Source organism: Lactococcus sp. S-13, assembly GCF_004210295.1.
In the GTDB taxonomy this organism is placed as follows: domain Bacteria; phylum Bacillota; class Bacilli; order Lactobacillales; family Streptococcaceae; genus Lactococcus.
In genome coordinates this window covers 438197-455741 of the sequence record NZ_SDAK01000001.1, presented here as the reverse complement: position 1 = coordinate 455741, position 17545 = coordinate 438197, and the positions used below count along the sequence as shown (strand labels likewise).

Genomic DNA, 17545 nt, shown 5'->3' with positions numbered 1-17545 from the left:
TTAAAAGTCAAAAGAAAGTGGGATAATTAAAGAAGGTATTTAATAAATTACAAATATCTCAAATTAAAAGAAAAAGAGGAAGAGCCATGAAAAGACGGCTTAGTCGTGCTGATGCAGAAAAAATTTTGATTAATGATCCTTATTTTAGTAAAGGACATTTTCGTCAGCGAATTTTCCAGACTTTTGTTGCATTTTTGGGCTGGTGTGGGCTGATTCTGCCGTTTTTGTGGTTGCTTTTTCCACTTGTTTTTCCTGAGCGAGCAGATTTGCGTCATTTTGTTATCTATGAAGAAGAAAAAACGACTTTGCTCTTTTTGCTGATTTTTCTTTCTATCTCTTTTGTGTTTCTCCTTATTTTTTATATCACACTGACTTTTTGGAATAATCATCGCTTTAAAAATCATTTGCAAAAAAAAGAACAATATGATGTTAAACAAGTGAAACATCGTCGGGATTTATTAGAAAAAGCCTACGAGGAACGCTTTGGTTCTAAAGAATTTCGTGAAAATGTCTGCTATTATGTGGTCAGTAAAGAACAAAATTTAGAAACAGATTTTATCCAAAAGCTTTATCAGAAAGGAGAAAAAGATGTTTAGTTTCATACAAACAGGAAACCAAATCATTGATTATCTTTTAATTTTTATCTTTTTAGTCTTGATAACTTATCCTATTTTGGGTGGTTTTGCCTGGTTTATTGGTGTGTGGTGCTACACTTTTTTGTTTAAATACAAGCAAGAAGTCTGGGATGAAATTCCTGTTGAAATCGAACCCCTGATTACAATCATGGTGCCTGCTCATAACGAAGAAGTGGTTATTGAAAATACAATTAATTATCTGATGACCAAAATCAACTACGAAAATTACGAAGTTTTGGTCACAGATGACGGATCCACAGACCGTACGCCAGAACTTTTAGCCAATTTACAGAAAAAATATCCTAAATTACGCGTGATTCGGATTGCTAAGAATAAAGGCAAGGCGCACGCTTTCAATGTGGGGTTGGCTTTTGCCAAGGGGGAGTTGATTTTGAGTAATGATGCAGACACTGTCCCTGAACCAGAAGCTTTGAATCGCTATGTCAACTATTTCATTCGACCAGATTCAACAAATATTTCGGCAGTTACGGCCAATATGGATGTCCAAAATCGAGCAAAATTGATTGCTAAATCACAGACTGTTGAATTTACCAGCATTGTTGGGGTGATTAAGCGGACGCAACAGGGCGTTTTGGGCAGTATTTATGCTTATAGCGGGGCAAATACGATGTATCGTAAAGATGCCTTGATTGCAGTTGGTTTGTTCCGGCAAGATCGGGCAACTGAGGATATTTCTATCGCTTGGGATCACCAAATGGACGGTTGGCTTTCCTTTTTTGCTCCAGAAATCATGTTCTTTATGGAAGTGCCAGAGTCGCTCACAATGCTCTACCGGCAGCGAAAACGTTGGGCCAAAGGGGGAACAGAGGTTTGGTTGACGAATTTTCGTAAAATCTTGAGGCATCCTTTTGAAAATATTGGGCGGACAGTGATGTTTGTCGATCAAACTTTTAGTATTATTTGGTCTTTCTTTTTCTGGATTTCTTCTGCGATTTTTGTTTGGTCTTTGCTCTATTTTGCGGCTACTGGAAATCTGGAACGGATTTATCATATGTTGACCATGTCCTTTCTCTTTGTTTGTTTTGAGATGATTTCGGGAACTTTTCAGTTGCTGGCTTCATTGATTGTGGATGATGGTGGACGGAAACTCAAGTATTTGTTTTTTGCCCCTCTCTATATGCTTTTTTATTGGGTCATGAATGCCCTGACTATTGTAACTACTTTTGTTCCTGCGGTAAAAACAATTTTAGGTTTGGGCTCTGGTACCTGGAAAAGTCCAGAACGAAAAGGGTTCGAGCTTTTGGATAAGGAAAAATAGTTTTTGAACTTAAATGACTTGACCATCAAGTTCGTTTTAGTTTTATAGCCGTCTAATATGGTATAATAGCTCTTATGGAACTATCAGAAATTAGAAATTTACTTGAAGGATACGGCGAGAAAATCAATGGTTTTCGTGATTCATTGGATCTTGACCGTTTAGAAGAAGAAATTGCCCTTTTGGACAATGATATGGCACAGCCAGATTTTTGGAATGATCAAGCGGCCGCTCAAAAGGTCATTGACGAATCAAATGCTTTAAAAGCTAAGTATGACAACTATCAAGCCATGAATGAGATGCTTGAAGAGTCGCAAACCATGCTTGAAATGCTTTATGAAGAAGCCGACGAGGAAATGCAAGTCGAGTTGGAAGAAATGACGCTAGCACTTGGTCAAAAAATTGAATCCTACGAGTTGGAAATCATGCTCAATCAGCCTTATGACCACATGAATGCGGTTTTGGAAATTCATCCAGGATCAGGTGGAACCGAGTCCCAAGACTGGGGTTCAATGCTCATGCGGATGTATACTCGCTGGGGTGAAGCGCATGGCTTCAAAGTGGAAATTCTCGACTATCAAGACGGCGATGTGGCTGGTTTGAAGTCGGTAACGATTCGTTTTGCTGGTCGCAATGCTTATGGTTTCTTGCGTGGTGAAAAAGGAGTGCATCGTCTGGTGCGCATCTCACCTTTTGACTCGGCCAATCGTCGTCACACTTCGTTTACTTCTGTTGATGTTATGCCTGAGTTGGATGATTCGATTGAAGTGGAAGTACGCGATGCTGATGTGAAAATGGACACTTTCCGCTCTGGCGGTGCTGGTGGGCAAAATGTCAATAAAGTCTCAACAGGTGTGCGTTTGACTCACATTCCAACAGGGATTGTTGTGCAATCAACAATGGATAGAACGCAGTACGGTAACCGTGACAAAGCGATGGCCATGCTGAAATCTAAACTTTACCAAATGGAAATGGATAAAAAACAAGCAGAAGTTGATGAACTTCGGGGTGACCAGTCCGATATTTCATGGGGTTCACAAATTCGTTCTTACGTTTTTATGCCTTATCAGTTGGTTAAAGACACACGAACAGGTTACGAAACAGGGCAAATTTCAAATGTCATGGATGGTGATTTGGACGGCTTTATCAACGCTTATCTGCGTTGGAATTTGTAAGATAAAAAGGTTTCTGTCAATAGCGCGCAGAAACATTTTTGTCTTTCTTTTGTTATCAAAACGAATAAAAGAAATAAAAAAGTCTTTAAAAATCACTTTTTATTTGCTATAATTAAGTAGTTTCGCTTTAAAAGTTTTAGCGAAAACACTTAAAATGACCGTGTGAAAACAAAGGGCAACTTTTGTTGTTTTTGGCTTTTCAGATGGAAAAAAACATCCATAGTGATTAAAATATATTTTTACCAATTTGCTGATGTGAACGAATGTTCATTTTCGCTCAGAGCATTTACTGACGGATTTTTTCGTCAGAGAGAAAATGCTGACGAAAGTCAAAAAATGGCTAAATCTTATACAGGAAAGGTACTATGAGTATTATAAAACTAAGCAATGTTTCCAAGAAGTATTCTAATGGAACAACGGCTTTGCGTAATATCTCGCTCGAAATCGAGCCGGGAGAATTTGCTTATATCGTTGGGCCGTCAGGAGCTGGGAAATCGACCTTTATCAAACTGCTTTATCGTGAATTGAAGATCGACCGTGGTTCTGGAAGTGTTGCAACTTACGATTTATCAAAATTAAGACGTCGTGACGTACCAATGTTGCGTCGTTCAGTCGGCGTAGTCTTCCAAGACTACAAGCTTTTGCCAAAGAAAACCGTGTACGAGAATATCGCTTACGCCATGGAAGTTATCGGAAAACGTCCGCGTGAAATCAAAAAGCGCGTCAATGAAGTGCTTGATTTGGTCGGCTTGAAACACAAGATTCGTTCATTTCCAGATGAGCTTTCAGGTGGGGAGCAACAACGTGTGGCGATTGCCAGATCTATTGCCAATGCACCAAAAGTTTTGATTGCCGATGAACCAACAGGAAATCTTGACCCAGAAAATTCTTGGGAAATCATGAATTTGCTGGAAAAAATCAATCTCCAAGGGACAACTATTCTCATGGCGACACACAACAGCCAAATCGTTAACACCTTGAAACATCGAGTGATCGCGATTGAAAACGGACGAATTGTCCGCGACCAAGAGGAAGGAGTTTACGGTTACGATGATTAGAAATTTCTTCAAACATATTGGTGAATCACTGAAAAACTTGAAACGAAACGGTTGGATGACTGTTGCAGCGGTTTCTTCAGTTATGATTACTTTGGTTTTAGTGGGACTTTTCCTTTCTTTAATCATGAATACTACAAAATTAGCAAAAGATATCGAAGGAAATGTTCGTGTTGTTGCTTATATGAAATTGGACGTTCATGACCAAGATAAAGAGATTCAAGACCCTAAAGATGCGCACAAAATGATTGCTAATCCAAATCACCTCAAGGTGTACGAAGCCATCAATAAAGTGCCTAATGTAGAAAAAGTAACTTTTTCAAGCAAACAAGCTCAGCTGAATCAATTGACAAAATCATTGGGTAAAGCTTGGGAGTTGTTCAAGGGTGACGCTAATCCGCTGTACGATGCTTATATCGTTGAAGCGGACTCACCAAAGCATATCAAACAAGTGACTGCGGCAGTTAAGAAAATTCCAGGTGTCGGCAGTGCTACTTATGGTGGAGCAAACACCAACCGAATCTTTAGTATTGCTAGAGTTGTTCGGACTTGGGGCTTTGCAGCGGCAGGACTTTTGCTTTTCGTTGCGATTTTCTTGATTTCAAACACGATTCGGATTACTATTATGTCTCGTCAGCGTGAGATTCAAATCATGCGCTTGGTTGGTGCAAAAAATGGTTATATCCGTTGGCCTTTCTTCTTAGAAGGGGCTTGGGTTGGACTTTTGGGTGCTGTTTTGCCAAGTCTTTTAATCGCTTGGCTCTACAGAATTGCTTTTATTAGCTTCACACCAAGTCTTCAATCACAAAATCTCTCGATGTACGCACCAGACCAATTCATTCCTCAAATGATTGGAATTATGGTGGTTATCGGTGTTCTGATTGGATCGTTTGGGGCGCTTTTGTCAATGCGTCGCTTCCTCAAAGTTTAACAAATAAAATACCAGCACGTCTGGTATTTTTTTGTTTCAATTTTTAAATGTAAAAAAGCAAGGTTTTTATTTCCTTGCTTTTTTGATGTGAAATTAGCGACGCAGGCGCTTGAGGGCTTCGAGTAAGCCAGCACCAAATAGGGCGAATGTGCCAATGAGCGCGGCTAAGTATCCAGTGCTGTCACTGGTTTGTGGTAAATCATTGTTTGAAGCCTCAGACGTTGGCTGCGTAGGAGCTGAGGCAGGTCTTTCAGTTGGTTTTGCTGTTGGTTGTTTTTTGGCGACAACGCTTAAGCTGGTTGTGGCTGTCTTTGCTTTGTAAGTATAGGTGACCGTGTAGCTACCACTTGTTAATCGGCCAGCGGAGACGGTGTCATTGGCCTTTCCGTTCCAAATGAGTTTGCCGGTTTGGTCAGTGATTGTAACGCTGATGTCAGAATCAGGGACTTTATTTCCGGCTTGGTCAGTGGCTTTGGTGAGGTCAATGCTTGGTGTGTAAGGATTTCCGTCAGTAATTTGGTCTTTGGCTTGGCTCGTCAGTGTCGTATGATCAACCGTTGGTGCTGAGGGTGCTGCAGGATGATTTTTGGCTTGAACGGTCAAGTTTGTGGTGCTGCTGACGATTTGGCCATTAGAATTTTTGACCTGATAAGTGATGGTGTAATCGCCTGTGGGCAGCTTGCTGGCTGGGATTTTGTCGCTGGCTTTTCCAGTCCAAATGCTTTTTCCTGTCTTGTCAACGACGTTGAGCGTGACAGGGTTTTCGTTGGTGCTGGACAGATTTCCAGTGGATCCGTCAGCATTTGTGCTGCTGACAAAATCAATGTTGGCAATGAAGTCATTTCCGTCAGTAATTTGGTCAGTGCCTTTAGTCATGATGCTAGTCAGGTCGGAAACGTTAATCAGTGTTGTCGTCACCACGGGCTGACCATTGCTGTCAGAGCTTGTGTAAGTGCTGGTGTATGAACCGCCAGCTAGGGTGTAAGTTCCGTCAGCATTTTCTCTGACAGGCTGACCTTTTTCGTCAGTAATTGTGACTTTGACCGGATTTCCATTGGTCAAATCAAGGCTGCCGTCAGATCCGTCAGCATTTTTGTCAGTGACAAGGTCGCTTGCGGGTTGATAGGTTTGATTGGCCTTGAGGCTATTGTTGACAGGTTTAGAAATCAGTGCTGTTTGGTCTGTGACAGTGAGTGAGCTTGTGGTAACCAGAGGATTGTTCAGTGAATCTTTGCCGGTGTAAGTGACTACATAAGTCCCGCCAGTCAAGTTAACAGAGCTGTCAGCTGTGAGGTCAGCTTGCCAGATTAGCTTGTTATTTTCGTCAGTAATTTCGACATGGATAGGGCCGTTGTTAAGCTTCAGATTGCCTTTGCCATCCGTTCCGTCAGCATTTTTGACCGTAGTCAAATCAGTGAGCGGATGATAAGTGCCAACAGAAATTTGATCGGTGTCTCGTGAATCAAGTGTGCTTTCATCAACAGGGGCAGTAGGGACATTGACTTCGGTGGTCGTGCTGACTGCTTGCCCCGAAGCATTGTGAGTGGTGTAGGTCACGGTGTAATTTTCATCAGGTAAGAGCGGATAAGTCCCGTCAGAGGCTGGTGAGACAAGGTTTCCATTTTTACCCGTGACAGTGACGGTGACGCTCGCGCCGTTAGTGTTTGCTAAAGTCCCGTCAGATCCGTCAGCGTTTGTGGAAGTTTCAAATGCAGCAGCAGGATCAAAAGGCACGGTGCTTTGATTAAGCGCTGGCGCGTCAGTCGTGAAGGTTGATTGAGTGTGAAGTGTTGTCAAATCTTGAACGCTCACAATTGTAGTTGCGCTGTGTGGATTGCCATTGCTGTCTGTGACGGTGTAAATTTCGCTGTAAGATCCGCCGGCCAAAGTATAAGTGCCGTCAGCATTTGGTGTGACTACGTTTCCAGACTTATCGGTCAAGCTCACCTTGACAGAGTTGCCGTTGGTATTGGCAAAAGTCGCTCCCGTCCCGTCAGCGTTAGTAGAAGTGACATAGTCCTTGCTTGGCTGGTAAATTCCCGCGATAATCGTATCCGTTGCTTTTGATGAAATTGAAGTATTGTCAGTCACCGTGAGCGAGGTAGTGCTGCTGACTGCATTTCCGTCAGCATTTTTGACCGTATAAACGACAGTGTAAGTTCCACCCGTCAGTGTAACCGTGCGATCTGCTGGCCCTTGGTCAATGACTTGACCATTTTTGTCAGTAATTGTGACTTGCACAGGCTGATTATTAGTAGCGGTCAGACTGCCAGACGATCCGTCAGTATTTTGGGAAGAAAGATAATCCCCACTTGGCTTATAAATACCGGCTGGGACAGTGTCTGTTGCCTTGCTGACAAGGTCAGTCCGATCTAGGGCGATCACTTTGAGTGCTGTAGTACTAGATTTTGTACTGCCAGTCGTATCCGTCACTTTGTAAGTCACCGTATAATTTCCAGCAGGAAGTTTGCTTGCAGGTACAATCGCATCCGCAGACCCAGACCAGACAAGTTTATCCTGAGCATCTGTAATCACCACAGCCACCTTAGCAGAGTTAGTATTGGTCAAGCTTCCAGCCGTCTTATCCGCATTTGTGGAAGCGAGATAATCATCAGCTGGTGCAAAATCAGTCCCCTCCAAAATAGCATCAGTTGCCTTTGAGCTGATTGCAGTATTATCCACCACAGTCACCGTCGCAGTAGAAGTCACCTTTTGCTTCGTCGTCGGATCAGTATAAGTAAAAGTGACCGTATAGTCCCCTGCTTTAGATGTGTCCACATCATCCGTCACAAGCAAATCACCATTTTGGATTGCTTCATCATAATCAATTGCCTGCCCTAAACTGTCCATCCCCTCAGTAAAAGCAGCCTTGTCAGTAAAGTCATCTCCGACCATCATTTTAGTGTCTTGGCTTGATAGGGTAGGCTTTGGATACACATGGACAATGTCATTCACCGTAGATTGTATACCGTCTTGCCCCACATAAGTGACCTTGATAGTATAGTCTCCCGGAGCAAGCTGATCAGAAGCAGTCACCCCGCCATAATCCCACGGCGCTAAGAGACTTCCATTCAGAGTGAAATCAGCAGCACTCGCTGTCGTGATAGGCGTTTTGTTGGCATCATGCTGTGTTGCCGAAAGCAATTCCACAGATTGTTGCTTAGGCCCTTGAGCATCTAACAAGCCCAGATTAACATTTGACAAATCGTTTGTCCCAGTAACGGCACTTCCTTGAGCCGTTGAAACTTCAAAACCAGGGATTTTATTTTCTACCACAGTGACGACGTCATTGATGGTGACTGTCAGTGTCACTTGCTTGTCGCTACTGTCGGTATAAGTTTCAGTATAAGTCACAGGAATCGTGTAAACACCAGGTGTCGGTTGACCATTTAAAGTCACAGAACCGTCCGCATTCACACTGACCAGTGCGGGATCGACCGTCACACCAGTAGGGGCAGAGATTGTCCCGACCACACCCGCCGACAAGTCTAACACGGGATTTTGGATGACATTTCCACCATCAGTTGTATTTTGGTCAATGATTTCTTGCACATTGTTTTGGAGCGTCGCTAGTTGATTAGTGCCAACAGTAGTGCTGTCGCCCTCAACAACCGAAATATAGTCCTCGACGACCACACCATTTGGATAAGTCAAATCAATCGTATAAATACCCGGCGTATTTTGCCCCGCCAAAGTGACCAAGCTATCCGCATCGCTCTGATTTAAAGTGACATCAGAAGCAGTGACAGACGCTCCATCAGGCCCTTTAACCGAAATCTTAGGCGTTCCGGTTGGCACATTTGTATTTTTTACGGTCACAGGTGTGGCCAGTGGCGTCAAACTATTTGTTCCGATAGCGACTGAGATGTTATCATAAGCCGTAACAATCGCCCCAGTACTATCCGTATAAGTCACGCTGAACGTATAAATGCCCGGCTTGCTCAAAATAGAGTGATCTACCGTCACATTTCCAGCATCATCCACCGTTACACTACCTGCAGGATAAGTTTGTCCATCAGGGCCACTCACGACACTTGCCGTTGCTTTAGTAATGGTCGCTGAGCTGTTATCATTGAGCTGAGAAGGATTCACAGTATTCTTCAAGACAGCATCGGTCGAAGGAGTTACTGTCGTATAATAACTATCTCCTACCGCCGTCAACAATTTGCTGACCGTGATTGGAGAAGTCTCCGTCGCAAACAAGATGTGATTAGCCCCCTGCGCCGAAATCTTGCCAGACGAAGCCGTCCAATTTCCAAAATAAAAAGTAGGCGTTGCCGTTGAAAAATTCAAAAAAGAAGCCCCATAAGCATAGGCATAAGAATTAAAATCCGTATCGCTGACCGTATAAGAGTTTGTAGGCGAATAAAAAACAGTCGTCAAACCCGAAGCCAATCCCAGAGAACTCGCATTAGCAGTTGTCGCCCCCTTAACCGCCGTTGGCACACTGGCATTTGAAGAAAGTAAGACATCCGCCGCATCCGCAGTCGTCATATATTCCGTAGAAGGCGTCAAAGAACCCCCTAAAAAAGCAAGCTGATTCATGTCACTCAAAGAAAGAGGCGTTCCGTCAGCATAAGTATAGTGAACTTGGAACTTCCCGTTGAGATTATTCGACGTCACAAAAGTGTTTAAATTATTCGAAACGGCAATGTAATTATTTGTTCCAGAAGGATTTTGGAGCGCAGTGACTATGAAAGTCATAGTGACATTCAAAGCTTTTCCATTCAGCGTCCCAATATTTGACCAAGTTTTGTCAAATGAAGACCCCACACTCAAGCCAGAAACGACATAAGCTCCTGTCGTGACAAGAGAAGGAGCTGAACCCCAGTTAGCAGCATATGTTCCCTTGTTTGAACCAGCAGAAATCGCCACAGAGGATCCTGAATAAGTCCCAGCAGCAGAAACAACCCCAGAGCCACTCGTCATTTTTGGCGCCGAAGCATCATTTTCTTTAGCATTCGCCACAAAACCGCTCGTGCTATTTCCAGTTCCCACCATGGTTGGGCTTTTCAAAATCGTAAAAGACCCAACCGTTCCACTCACACTGTAAGAGTTAGAAGTCGTCGCTGCGTCAGCCCTCTGTGCCATAAAAGACTCAAGTGGTGAATTTTTCAGTGAAATAAACCCGCCAGCCGTCGCCGCACTGCTCAACAAAATCACGGACATCAAAGTGACCTTCCGACTAAAGTGAGAAAGTTTCATAAGTTACTCCTTTTAATTTTTACAAGATAGTTGTAATTAAAAAAAACGAAAGTCAAAACTTCTAATTTCTTTGACTTCTTTACTTCTCTATTTTGTCATTTTTTCTCTAATATGTCAAGATTTTCTTTTGGGTTTCTGTTTTGTTTATTTTGTATATAAAAAAGCACCTCTCAGTCAAAAGCGGACTTTGGGTGCTGTTTATGATTAAAAAATTTTTTTAAATATTATAGTCGTCGTCAGACATGGCTTCCACCTCGCCCAGCAGGTAAGAATTACCAACTTGTGAGAAGAAGTCGTGGTTTGATGAACTTGTTGAAATGCCGTTCATAACCACTGGATTGACGTCGGCCGCTGTGTCTGGGAAAAGCGGGTCTTGCCCCAGATTCATCAGGGCTTTGTTAGCATTGTATCGGATGAAAGTCAGCACTTCCTCGCTCCAGCCGACCTCGTCGTAGAGCAGGTGTGTGTACTTTTCTTCATTTTCATAAAGCTCGTAAAGGAGGGCGTACATCCAGTCGCGGAAGTCGCTTTGCTCCTCGTCAGACAGCTCATTGAAGCCCAGCTGGAACTTGTAGCCGATATATGTCCCGTGGACAGACTCGTCACGAATGATCAGCTTGATGATTTCCGCCGAGTTAATCATCTTGTTGCTGCCCAGATAGCGCAGGGGCGTGTAAAAACCAGAGTAGAAGAGGCAAGTTTCCAAGAAAACCGAAGCGACTTTTTTTTGCAAAGCTGTGCCAGTTTCGTAGATTTTATTGATAATCTCAGCTTTGGTTTGCATATAAACGTTGGTATCCACCCAGTTAAAGAGCTCTTCGATTTCCTTTTTGGTGTTCAAAGTCGAGAAAATCGTAGAGTAAGACTTGGCGTGGACTGATTCCATAAATTGAATGTTGTTGAAACAAGCAATTTCCTGCGGTGTGCGGGCGTCGTGTTTGAGCACTTCAGCACCGTCCACCGATTGTAAAGTGTCCAGCAAAGTCAAGCCAGCAAAGGCTTTAGCAAAAGTATCCCGTTCCACTTGGGGCAATTTGCGCCAGTCGTCCAAGTCATTAGACACAGGCACACGCGTATCTAGCCAAAACTGGCTGGTCAGCTTTTCCCAAGTGTATTTATCAATCGAATCCTCAATGGAATTCCAGTCAATGGCGCTGTAATAAGTCGGCACCGTCAAATTTTCATTTTCAGACATATTATTAAGATATGAGCCTGATGTTTAAAATGATGAAAAGGTTCATTTTAAACATCGCACTCAATTCCTCTCTTTTTTTATCGTTGACCAATTTCGTCAGTAAATTCTCTAGCTCAAATGAGTTTCGTCAGCAATTTCTCTGACGCCAAACAATTCCGTCAGTAAATGCTCTATTTTACCGACAGCTTCCTCATTAAAATTTCCTTAAATCACACAGCTTTCGCACTGGTTAGCACCGACTTCCTCTTGGTCGTCAGTAAAGGTGCGGACGTAGTAAATGGTTTTGATACCTTTTTTGAAAGCATAATTGCGCAAAATTGACAAATCACGTGTGGTCATTTTGTTAGTGGCCACTTTCCATTCGTACAAGCCTTCTGGCAAAGTTGAGCGCATGAACAAAGTCAATGACAAGCCTTGGTCAACGTGTTCCGTTGCCGCTGCATAAACGTCAATGACCGCCCGCATATCGGTGTCATAAGCTGATTTGTAGTAAGGGATGGTTTCGGTTGAAAGTCCAGCCGCAGGATAATAAATCTTGCCGACTTTCTTTTCCTGGCGTTCCTCAATCCGGTTGACGATGGGGTGAATCGAAGAAGAACAGTCATTGATGTAAGAAATCGAACCATTTGGCGCCACCGCCATGCGGTAAGAATTGTAAAGCCCAGAAGCTTTCACCGTTTCACGCAAAGCCGCCCAGTCAGCCAGACTTGGCACATCAATGCCCTCAAACAAAGCTTGTACCTTTGGTGAAACAGCCGCAAAATAATCATGGCTGACATATTTATCAAAATAGCTGCCGTCAGCGTAAGCCGATTTTTCGAAAGTTTTGAAAGAAGAACCTTTTTCAACTGCCAATTTATTTGAGGCCACCAAAGTATAATAATTGAGCAACATGAAATAAACGCTAGTAAATTCAACGGCTTCCTTGCTGTCATAATGAATTTGATTTTTCGCTAAAAATGAATGCAAGCCCATAGCACCAAGGCCAATCGCGTGCATTTCGTCATTTCCTTTGCGGACGGTTGGCACAGTGTCCAGATTTGACGTTTCAGAGATGAAAGTCAGCGCCCGCACCATAGATTCGACAGAACTGCCAAATTCATCAGCAGAAGTCATCATGTTGAGCACGTTAGTTGAGCCAAGGTTACAAGCTACGTCAGTGCCCAAAGTTTTGTAAGTTTGATCATCATTTAAGACAGATGGTGTCTGCACTTGCAAGATTTCTGAGCAAAGGTTGGACATGGAAATGACCCCGTCAATAGGATTTGCGGCGTTTACCGTATCCACGTTGATGACGTAAGGATAGCCTGATTCTTGTTGCAGTTTAGACAATTCTTGCTCCAGTTCACGAGCAGAAATTGCTGTCTTGCGAATGTCTGGATTGGCCACCATATTGTCGTATTCGGCGGTCAAATCGACTTCTGAGAAAGGTTTACCATAGTGTTTTTCGACAAAGTATGGCTCAAACAAGTACATGGTTTCGCCTTTTTTGACCAATTCGTAGAATTTATCAGGCACTGTCACACCTAGTGACAAAGTCTTGACCCGAATTTTTTCATCGGCGTTCTCTTTTTTGGTGGATAAAAATTGCATGATGTCGGGGTGGAAAATCGACAGATAAACCACACCAGCACCTTGACGTTGACCGAGCTGGTTAGCATATGAAAAGCTGTCTTCGAACAATTTCATGACCGGCACAACTCCAGCAGCCACACCATCATAACCCTTGATTGGTGCACCAGCAGCACGCAGATTGGTCAGGTTCAAACCAACTCCTCCACCGTTTTTAGACAGTTGCAAAGCAGAGTTAATAGTACGTCCGATTGAGTTCATGTCATCAGTCAGTTGCAAAAGAAAACATGACACAAATTCGCCCCGACGTTTACGACCAGCGTTCAAAAAAGTCGGAGTTGCAGGCTGATAACGGCGGTTAATCATGGCAAAGGCCAAATCATGGGCCAATTTTTCAGAGCCGTCAGCCATGTAAAGTGCGTTCATGAGCACACGATCTTCAAAGTCTTCCAGATAAAGTGAGCCGTCGTTGTTTTTCATGGCATATTGATTATAAAATTTATAAGCCGCCATGAATGAATCAAAATGAAATTCAAAAGCTGCCAGCTCTTTGCGCAAAACCGTGATAAATTCTGGACTGTATAGAGCTAAAAATTCAGCTTCTAAATATTCTTCTTTGACCAGCCAATTGAGCTTGTCCATGTAAGTTTCAGCGGTGAAGCGATTAGGTTGAACATTTTCTTTGAAAAATGCGGTGATGGCTTCCTTGTCTTTGGCAAGCGGGATAGCGCCGTTGACAGGAATATTGATTTCATTATTTAGCTTAAAATAAGTGACATCTTTGAGTTGTTTTAAAGACATAATACTCCTTATATGAGAGAAAAGTCAGTCTAAACACAGTCAAGACTGAGAGTTTATAATAAGTGCAAAAAGATAGAGATAAAAGAAGCTCCACGTAAAATGTGAAGCCAAAAATCACAGTGGATTTTTAAAAGTTACCTTAGCTCCGTGATCCAGCTGTTGAGCAATTTTTTCGACCGCAGCCACATCAGTTGGTGTACCATTGAACTCAAAATCGTATAAAAGCGGAATTTGATACTTAGCCGAAAGTTCCTTTGCTGTGAAAATATAAATTCCTGCAAAATTTCGATTACCTGTTCCGATAATGCCACGACAAAGCTTGTAATTATCGTTGTAAGCCATAAAGTCAAACACAGGATCCATAACGTCAATTGACTTAGATACGGTGGGTGATTCTTCGGCGTAGCTTGGGGTGATGAGAAGGAAAGGCTCATCCATTTCCAAATCATCATCAGGCAAAATTTCGACATGAGGCAGAGTTGTCTTTCCGACGAAACGTCTGGTCTGGCCAGTAACACTGAAATAAACAAGTTTCATCTTTAAGCCAACTTTGCTAATTCACTAGGACGAAAACCAGAGAAAGCGAAATCGCCTTTAGTCACGACTGGTGCTGCACGGAAGCCCATTTCGATAACTTTTTCGACAAATTCAGGTTGTTCATCAATGTTAATTTCGTTAAAAGCGACATCGTGTTCGCCAAGCCATTTTTTGACCATTTTACATTGCATACAATTATTTTTTGAATAAACTGTAACCATTTGATTCTCCTTAAAGTGTTGAGAAAAAGTAGGACCTTTGCTCAAATTTGATACCCTTATTTTAACTTAAAAAAAATAAGGAGTCAAATTATACTTACTAGATATTGTGCTAAATTATGTAAAAAAGAAAAAGCAACACAAGATATTGTGTTACTTTTTCTTTTGATGAGATAAGTTCAAGCCAAAGGGTACAAGGGATTCGGCGTGATTTTTGATGCGTTTTAAATTGGAAATGTGTCTCAAAATAATAATCAAAGCCAAGGCACAAATAATTAAAGAAAAGAACCAGTCATAAGTTGGCAAGATAAAATGAATGCTTGGGAAGAAGAAGACACCAATTAAAGCAGCGACTGCAGCAGCAATGCTTGACAGGCTAATCATACTAAAGAGCCAGAGAAAAACAAAGAAAACCACAAGCAGATAGATTAAAAAAAGTGGACTAAAGCCTAAGATGACACCGCCAGAAGTCGCGACAGCCTTGCCTCCTTTGAAATGATCAAAGACCGACAAAGTATGTCCAATCACCGCAATCAAGCCAAAAACAAGCGGGGAAACGCTGTGGACATGGAAGAAGACGGGTAAAAGTGTTGCTAAAGTTCCTTTGAGTAAATCAAATAAAAAGACGGCGATTCCGGCTTTAACGCCAAGAATCCGAAAAGTGTTCGTTGTTCCCGTATTTCCTGATCCAAAATCATGCAGATTTTTTTTGAAAAAAATCTGACCGACCCATAAACCAGCAGGGATAGCACCTAAAAGGTAGCACACAACGACAAGAATAAAAATAGTCATAAGTTCTCCGAGTTTTAGTTCGTTTAAAATAGATAATCTCTTTTAACTGTTCAATTATACCATATTTTTGCCAAAGGGAACGGATAGACTTGGATGTGTTTGTTAAAAAATACTTGGTAGAATTTTGACAAAGTTTTCTTAACAAGGTACAATAATCAAGATGAATATTTTTGTTTTGGCAAAAGTATAAGCTTTCGATGAGGAGAAAATATAATGGTAATAGATATCAATAATTATGATGACAGTGCGATTCAAGTCTTAGAAGGGCTTGACGCTGTTAGAAAACGTCCAGGGATGTATATTGGATCAACAGATGGTACAGGTTTGCATCATTTGGTGTGGGAGATTGTTGATAATGCTGTCGATGAAGCTTTGTCTGGTTTTGGAAATAAAATTTCGGTTACAATCAATACAGATGGCTCTTTGTCCGTAGAAGATGAAGGGCGTGGGATGCCTGTCGGACAGCACGCAATGGGGATTCCGACGGTCGAGGTAATTTTTACCATTCTCCACGCGGGAGGGAAATTTGGTCAAGGGGGCTACAAAACTTCTGGTGGTTTGCACGGGGTAGGGTCTTCTGTTGTAAATGCTTTATCCACTTGGTTGGAAGTAGAAATCACGCGTGACGGAACCGTTTATCGCCAACGTTTTGAAAATGGTGGTCATCCCGTAACGACTTTGGAAAAAATTGGCAAAGCACCAAAATCTAAAACGGGTACAAAAGTTACTTTTATGCCAGATGCGACGATTTTTTCAACCACAGAATTTAAGTACGGTATTATCTCTGAACGTTTAAATGAATCAGCTTTCTTGCTCAAAGAAGTAACCATTAGCCTTGAAGATCAACGAACAGATGAAAAGGCAGAATTTCATTATGAGAATGGTGTGCAGGATTTTGTTACTTATCTCAATGAAGATAAGGACAGTTTGACACCAGTGTTATATTTTGAGGGCAAACAAGACGGTTTTGAAGTCGAAGTAGCCATGCAATATAATGACGGTTATTCAGAAAATATGCTCTCATTTGTCAATAATGTTCGAACCAAAGACGGTGGAACGCATGAAGCTGGTTTGAAAACAGCCATTACTAAGGCGATGAATGAGTATGCTCGAAAAACGAACTTGCTCAAGGACAAGGATAAAAATCTGGAAGGTTCAGATTACCGTGAGGGCTTGACAGCGGTGCTGTCGGTTTTGATTCCCGAGGAGCATTTGCAATTTGAAGGGCAGACTAAGGACAAATTAGGCTCCCCTTTGGCTCGCCCGATTGTGGACGGTTTGGTGGCTGAAAAGCTCAGTTTCTACTTGATGGAAAATGGCGAATTGGCTCAGAATTTGATACGTAAGGCCATCAAAGCGCGCGAAGCCCGTGAAGCGGCTAGAAAAGCGCGTGAAGATTCCCGAAATGGCAAAAAGAACAAGAAAGACAAAGGCCTTTTGTCTGGTAAATTGACCCCAGCTCAAACTAAAAACCCTAACAAAAACGAACTTTATCTAGTCGAAGGAGATTCGGCTGGTGGCTCAGCCAAACAAGGGCGCGACCGCAAGTTCCAAGCTATCTTGCCTCTGCGTGGTAAGGTTATCAACACGGAAAAGGCCAAAATGCAGGACATTCTCAAAAATGAGGAAATCAACACCATGATTTACACCATTGGTGCAGGTGTTGGGGCTGATTTTACCTTGGCTGACCGTAACTATGACAAAATTATCATCATGACCGATGCCGACACGGACGGCGCTCACATTCAAACGCTCTTGCTGACTTTCTTTTACCGCTACATGAAACCGCTGGTGGAAGCGGGGCACATCTACATTGCCCTGCCGCCCCTTTACAAAATGAGCGAAGGTAAAGGGAAAAAGGAAAAGATTGAATACGCCTGGACTGATGGCGAACTAGCTGAGTTACGTAAGCATTTTGGTAAAAATGCTAACCTGCAACGTTACAAAGGGCTTGGTGAAATGAACGCGGATCAGCTTTGGGAAACGACCATGAATCCTGAAAGCCGTACTTTGATTCAAGTGACTATTGACGATGCCGCACAAGCTGAGAAACGTGTATCTGTGCTTATGGGGGACAAGGTTGAACCTCGCCGGAAATGGATTGAAAACAACGTGAAATTTACGATGGAAGAAGAAACGGTCTTTTAAAGTTT

12 protein-coding genes are annotated in these 17545 nt (G+C 42.5%); 6 read left to right on the top strand and 6 right to left on the bottom strand.

What is annotated here, in order from left to right; translation table 11 throughout:
• Positions 1 to 86 precede the first annotated feature (86 nt).
• The 5 genes from EQJ87_RS02240 (at position 87) to ftsX (ending at position 5072) form a co-directional block, all read left to right on the top strand.
• A complete protein-coding gene (locus EQJ87_RS02240) occupies positions 87 to 596 on the top strand; it encodes a cell division protein (RefSeq protein WP_130123150.1) in 510 nt (169 codons plus the stop codon).
• Entirely contained in the window at positions 589 to 1914 is a 1326-nt protein-coding gene (locus tag EQJ87_RS02235; protein ID WP_130123149.1) for a glycosyltransferase family 2 protein, read from the top strand. Before EQJ87_RS02240 ends, EQJ87_RS02235 begins: the two co-directional genes overlap by 8 nt.
• A gap of 74 nt (positions 1915 to 1988) precedes the next feature.
• Positions 1989 to 3086, top strand: coding sequence for a peptide chain release factor 2 (gene prfB, locus EQJ87_RS02230; protein WP_130123148.1), 1098 nt, complete (start codon positions 1989 to 1991; stop codon positions 3084 to 3086).
• Between the two features lie 365 nt (positions 3087 to 3451).
• Positions 3452 to 4144: a cell division ATP-binding protein FtsE gene (gene ftsE, locus EQJ87_RS02225; RefSeq protein WP_130123147.1), complete on the top strand. Its 693-nt coding sequence runs from the start codon at positions 3452 to 3454 to the stop codon at positions 4142 to 4144.
• Positions 4137 to 5072 carry a permease-like cell division protein FtsX gene (gene ftsX / locus EQJ87_RS02220; RefSeq protein WP_130123146.1) on the top strand — a complete coding sequence of 312 codons (936 nt, stop codon included), beginning with the start codon at positions 4137 to 4139 and terminating at the stop codon, positions 5070 to 5072. Before ftsE ends, ftsX begins: the two co-directional genes overlap by 8 nt.
• A gap of 93 nt (positions 5073 to 5165) precedes the next feature.
• On the opposite strand, the gene EQJ87_RS02215 is transcribed toward ftsX, so the two are convergent.
• The 6 genes from EQJ87_RS02215 to plsY form a co-directional block, all read right to left on the bottom strand.
• Positions 5166 to 10277: a beta strand repeat-containing protein gene (locus tag EQJ87_RS02215; protein WP_130123145.1), complete on the bottom strand. Its 5112-nt coding sequence runs from the start codon at positions 10275 to 10277 to the stop codon at positions 5166 to 5168.
• A 217-nt stretch (positions 10278 to 10494) separates the two neighbouring features.
• On the bottom strand, positions 10495 to 11472 hold the full coding sequence (gene nrdF, locus EQJ87_RS02210) for a class 1b ribonucleoside-diphosphate reductase subunit beta (RefSeq protein ID WP_130123144.1): 978 nt from the start codon (positions 11470 to 11472) through the stop codon (positions 10495 to 10497).
• 204 nt (positions 11473 to 11676) lie between these two features.
• Positions 11677 to 13845 carry a class 1b ribonucleoside-diphosphate reductase subunit alpha gene (gene nrdE / locus EQJ87_RS02205; RefSeq protein ID WP_130123143.1) on the bottom strand — a complete coding sequence of 723 codons (2169 nt, stop codon included), beginning with the start codon at positions 13843 to 13845 and terminating at the stop codon, positions 11677 to 11679.
• A gap of 114 nt (positions 13846 to 13959) precedes the next feature.
• Entirely contained in the window at positions 13960 to 14382 is a 423-nt protein-coding gene (nrdI, locus tag EQJ87_RS02200; protein ID WP_130123142.1) for a class Ib ribonucleoside-diphosphate reductase assembly flavoprotein NrdI, read from the bottom strand.
• A 2-nt stretch (positions 14383 to 14384) separates the two neighbouring features.
• Positions 14385 to 14603 (bottom strand): glutaredoxin-like protein NrdH, encoded by a 219-nt coding sequence (nrdH, locus tag EQJ87_RS02195; RefSeq protein ID WP_130123141.1) that lies wholly within the window; start codon positions 14601 to 14603, stop codon positions 14385 to 14387.
• A 150-nt stretch (positions 14604 to 14753) separates the two neighbouring features.
• Positions 14754 to 15392 (bottom strand): glycerol-3-phosphate 1-O-acyltransferase PlsY, encoded by a 639-nt coding sequence (plsY, locus tag EQJ87_RS02190; protein WP_130123140.1) that lies wholly within the window; start codon positions 15390 to 15392, stop codon positions 14754 to 14756.
• A gap of 213 nt (positions 15393 to 15605) precedes the next feature.
• On the opposite strand from plsY, the gene parE reads away from it, so the two are divergent.
• A complete protein-coding gene (parE, locus tag EQJ87_RS02185) occupies positions 15606 to 17540 on the top strand; it encodes a DNA topoisomerase IV subunit B (RefSeq protein WP_130123139.1) in 1935 nt (644 codons plus the stop codon).
• Positions 17541 to 17545 lie beyond the last annotated feature (5 nt).

Excerpts from the sequence above, each read along its gene's own strand:
- nrdF (WP_130123144.1), bottom strand. The coding sequence starts at position 11,472 with ATGTCTGAAAATGAAAATTTGACGGTGCCGACTTATTACAGCGCCATT.
- nrdI (WP_130123142.1), bottom strand. The coding sequence starts at position 14,382 with ATGAAACTTGTTTATTTCAGTGTTACTGGCCAGACCAGACGTTTCGTC.
- plsY (WP_130123140.1), bottom strand. The coding sequence starts at position 15,392 with ATGACTATTTTTATTCTTGTCGTTGTGTGCTACCTTTTAGGTGCTATC.
- parE (WP_130123139.1), top strand. The coding sequence starts at position 15,606 with ATGGTAATAGATATCAATAATTATGATGACAGTGCGATTCAAGTCTTA.
- nrdE (WP_130123143.1), bottom strand. The coding sequence starts at position 13,845 with ATGTCTTTAAAACAACTCAAAGATGTCACTTATTTTAAGCTAAATAAT.
- ftsE (WP_130123147.1), top strand. The coding sequence starts at position 3,452 with ATGAGTATTATAAAACTAAGCAATGTTTCCAAGAAGTATTCTAATGGA.
- nrdH (WP_130123141.1), bottom strand. The coding sequence starts at position 14,603 with ATGGTTACAGTTTATTCAAAAAATAATTGTATGCAATGTAAAATGGTC.
- EQJ87_RS02240 (WP_130123150.1), top strand. The coding sequence starts at position 87 with ATGAAAAGACGGCTTAGTCGTGCTGATGCAGAAAAAATTTTGATTAAT.
- prfB (WP_130123148.1), top strand. The coding sequence starts at position 1,989 with ATGGAACTATCAGAAATTAGAAATTTACTTGAAGGATACGGCGAGAAA.
- EQJ87_RS02235 (WP_130123149.1), top strand. The coding sequence starts at position 589 with ATGTTTAGTTTCATACAAACAGGAAACCAAATCATTGATTATCTTTTA.
- ftsX (WP_130123146.1), top strand. The coding sequence starts at position 4,137 with ATGATTAGAAATTTCTTCAAACATATTGGTGAATCACTGAAAAACTTG.
- EQJ87_RS02215 (WP_130123145.1), bottom strand. The coding sequence starts at position 10,277 with ATGAAACTTTCTCACTTTAGTCGGAAGGTCACTTTGATGTCCGTGATT.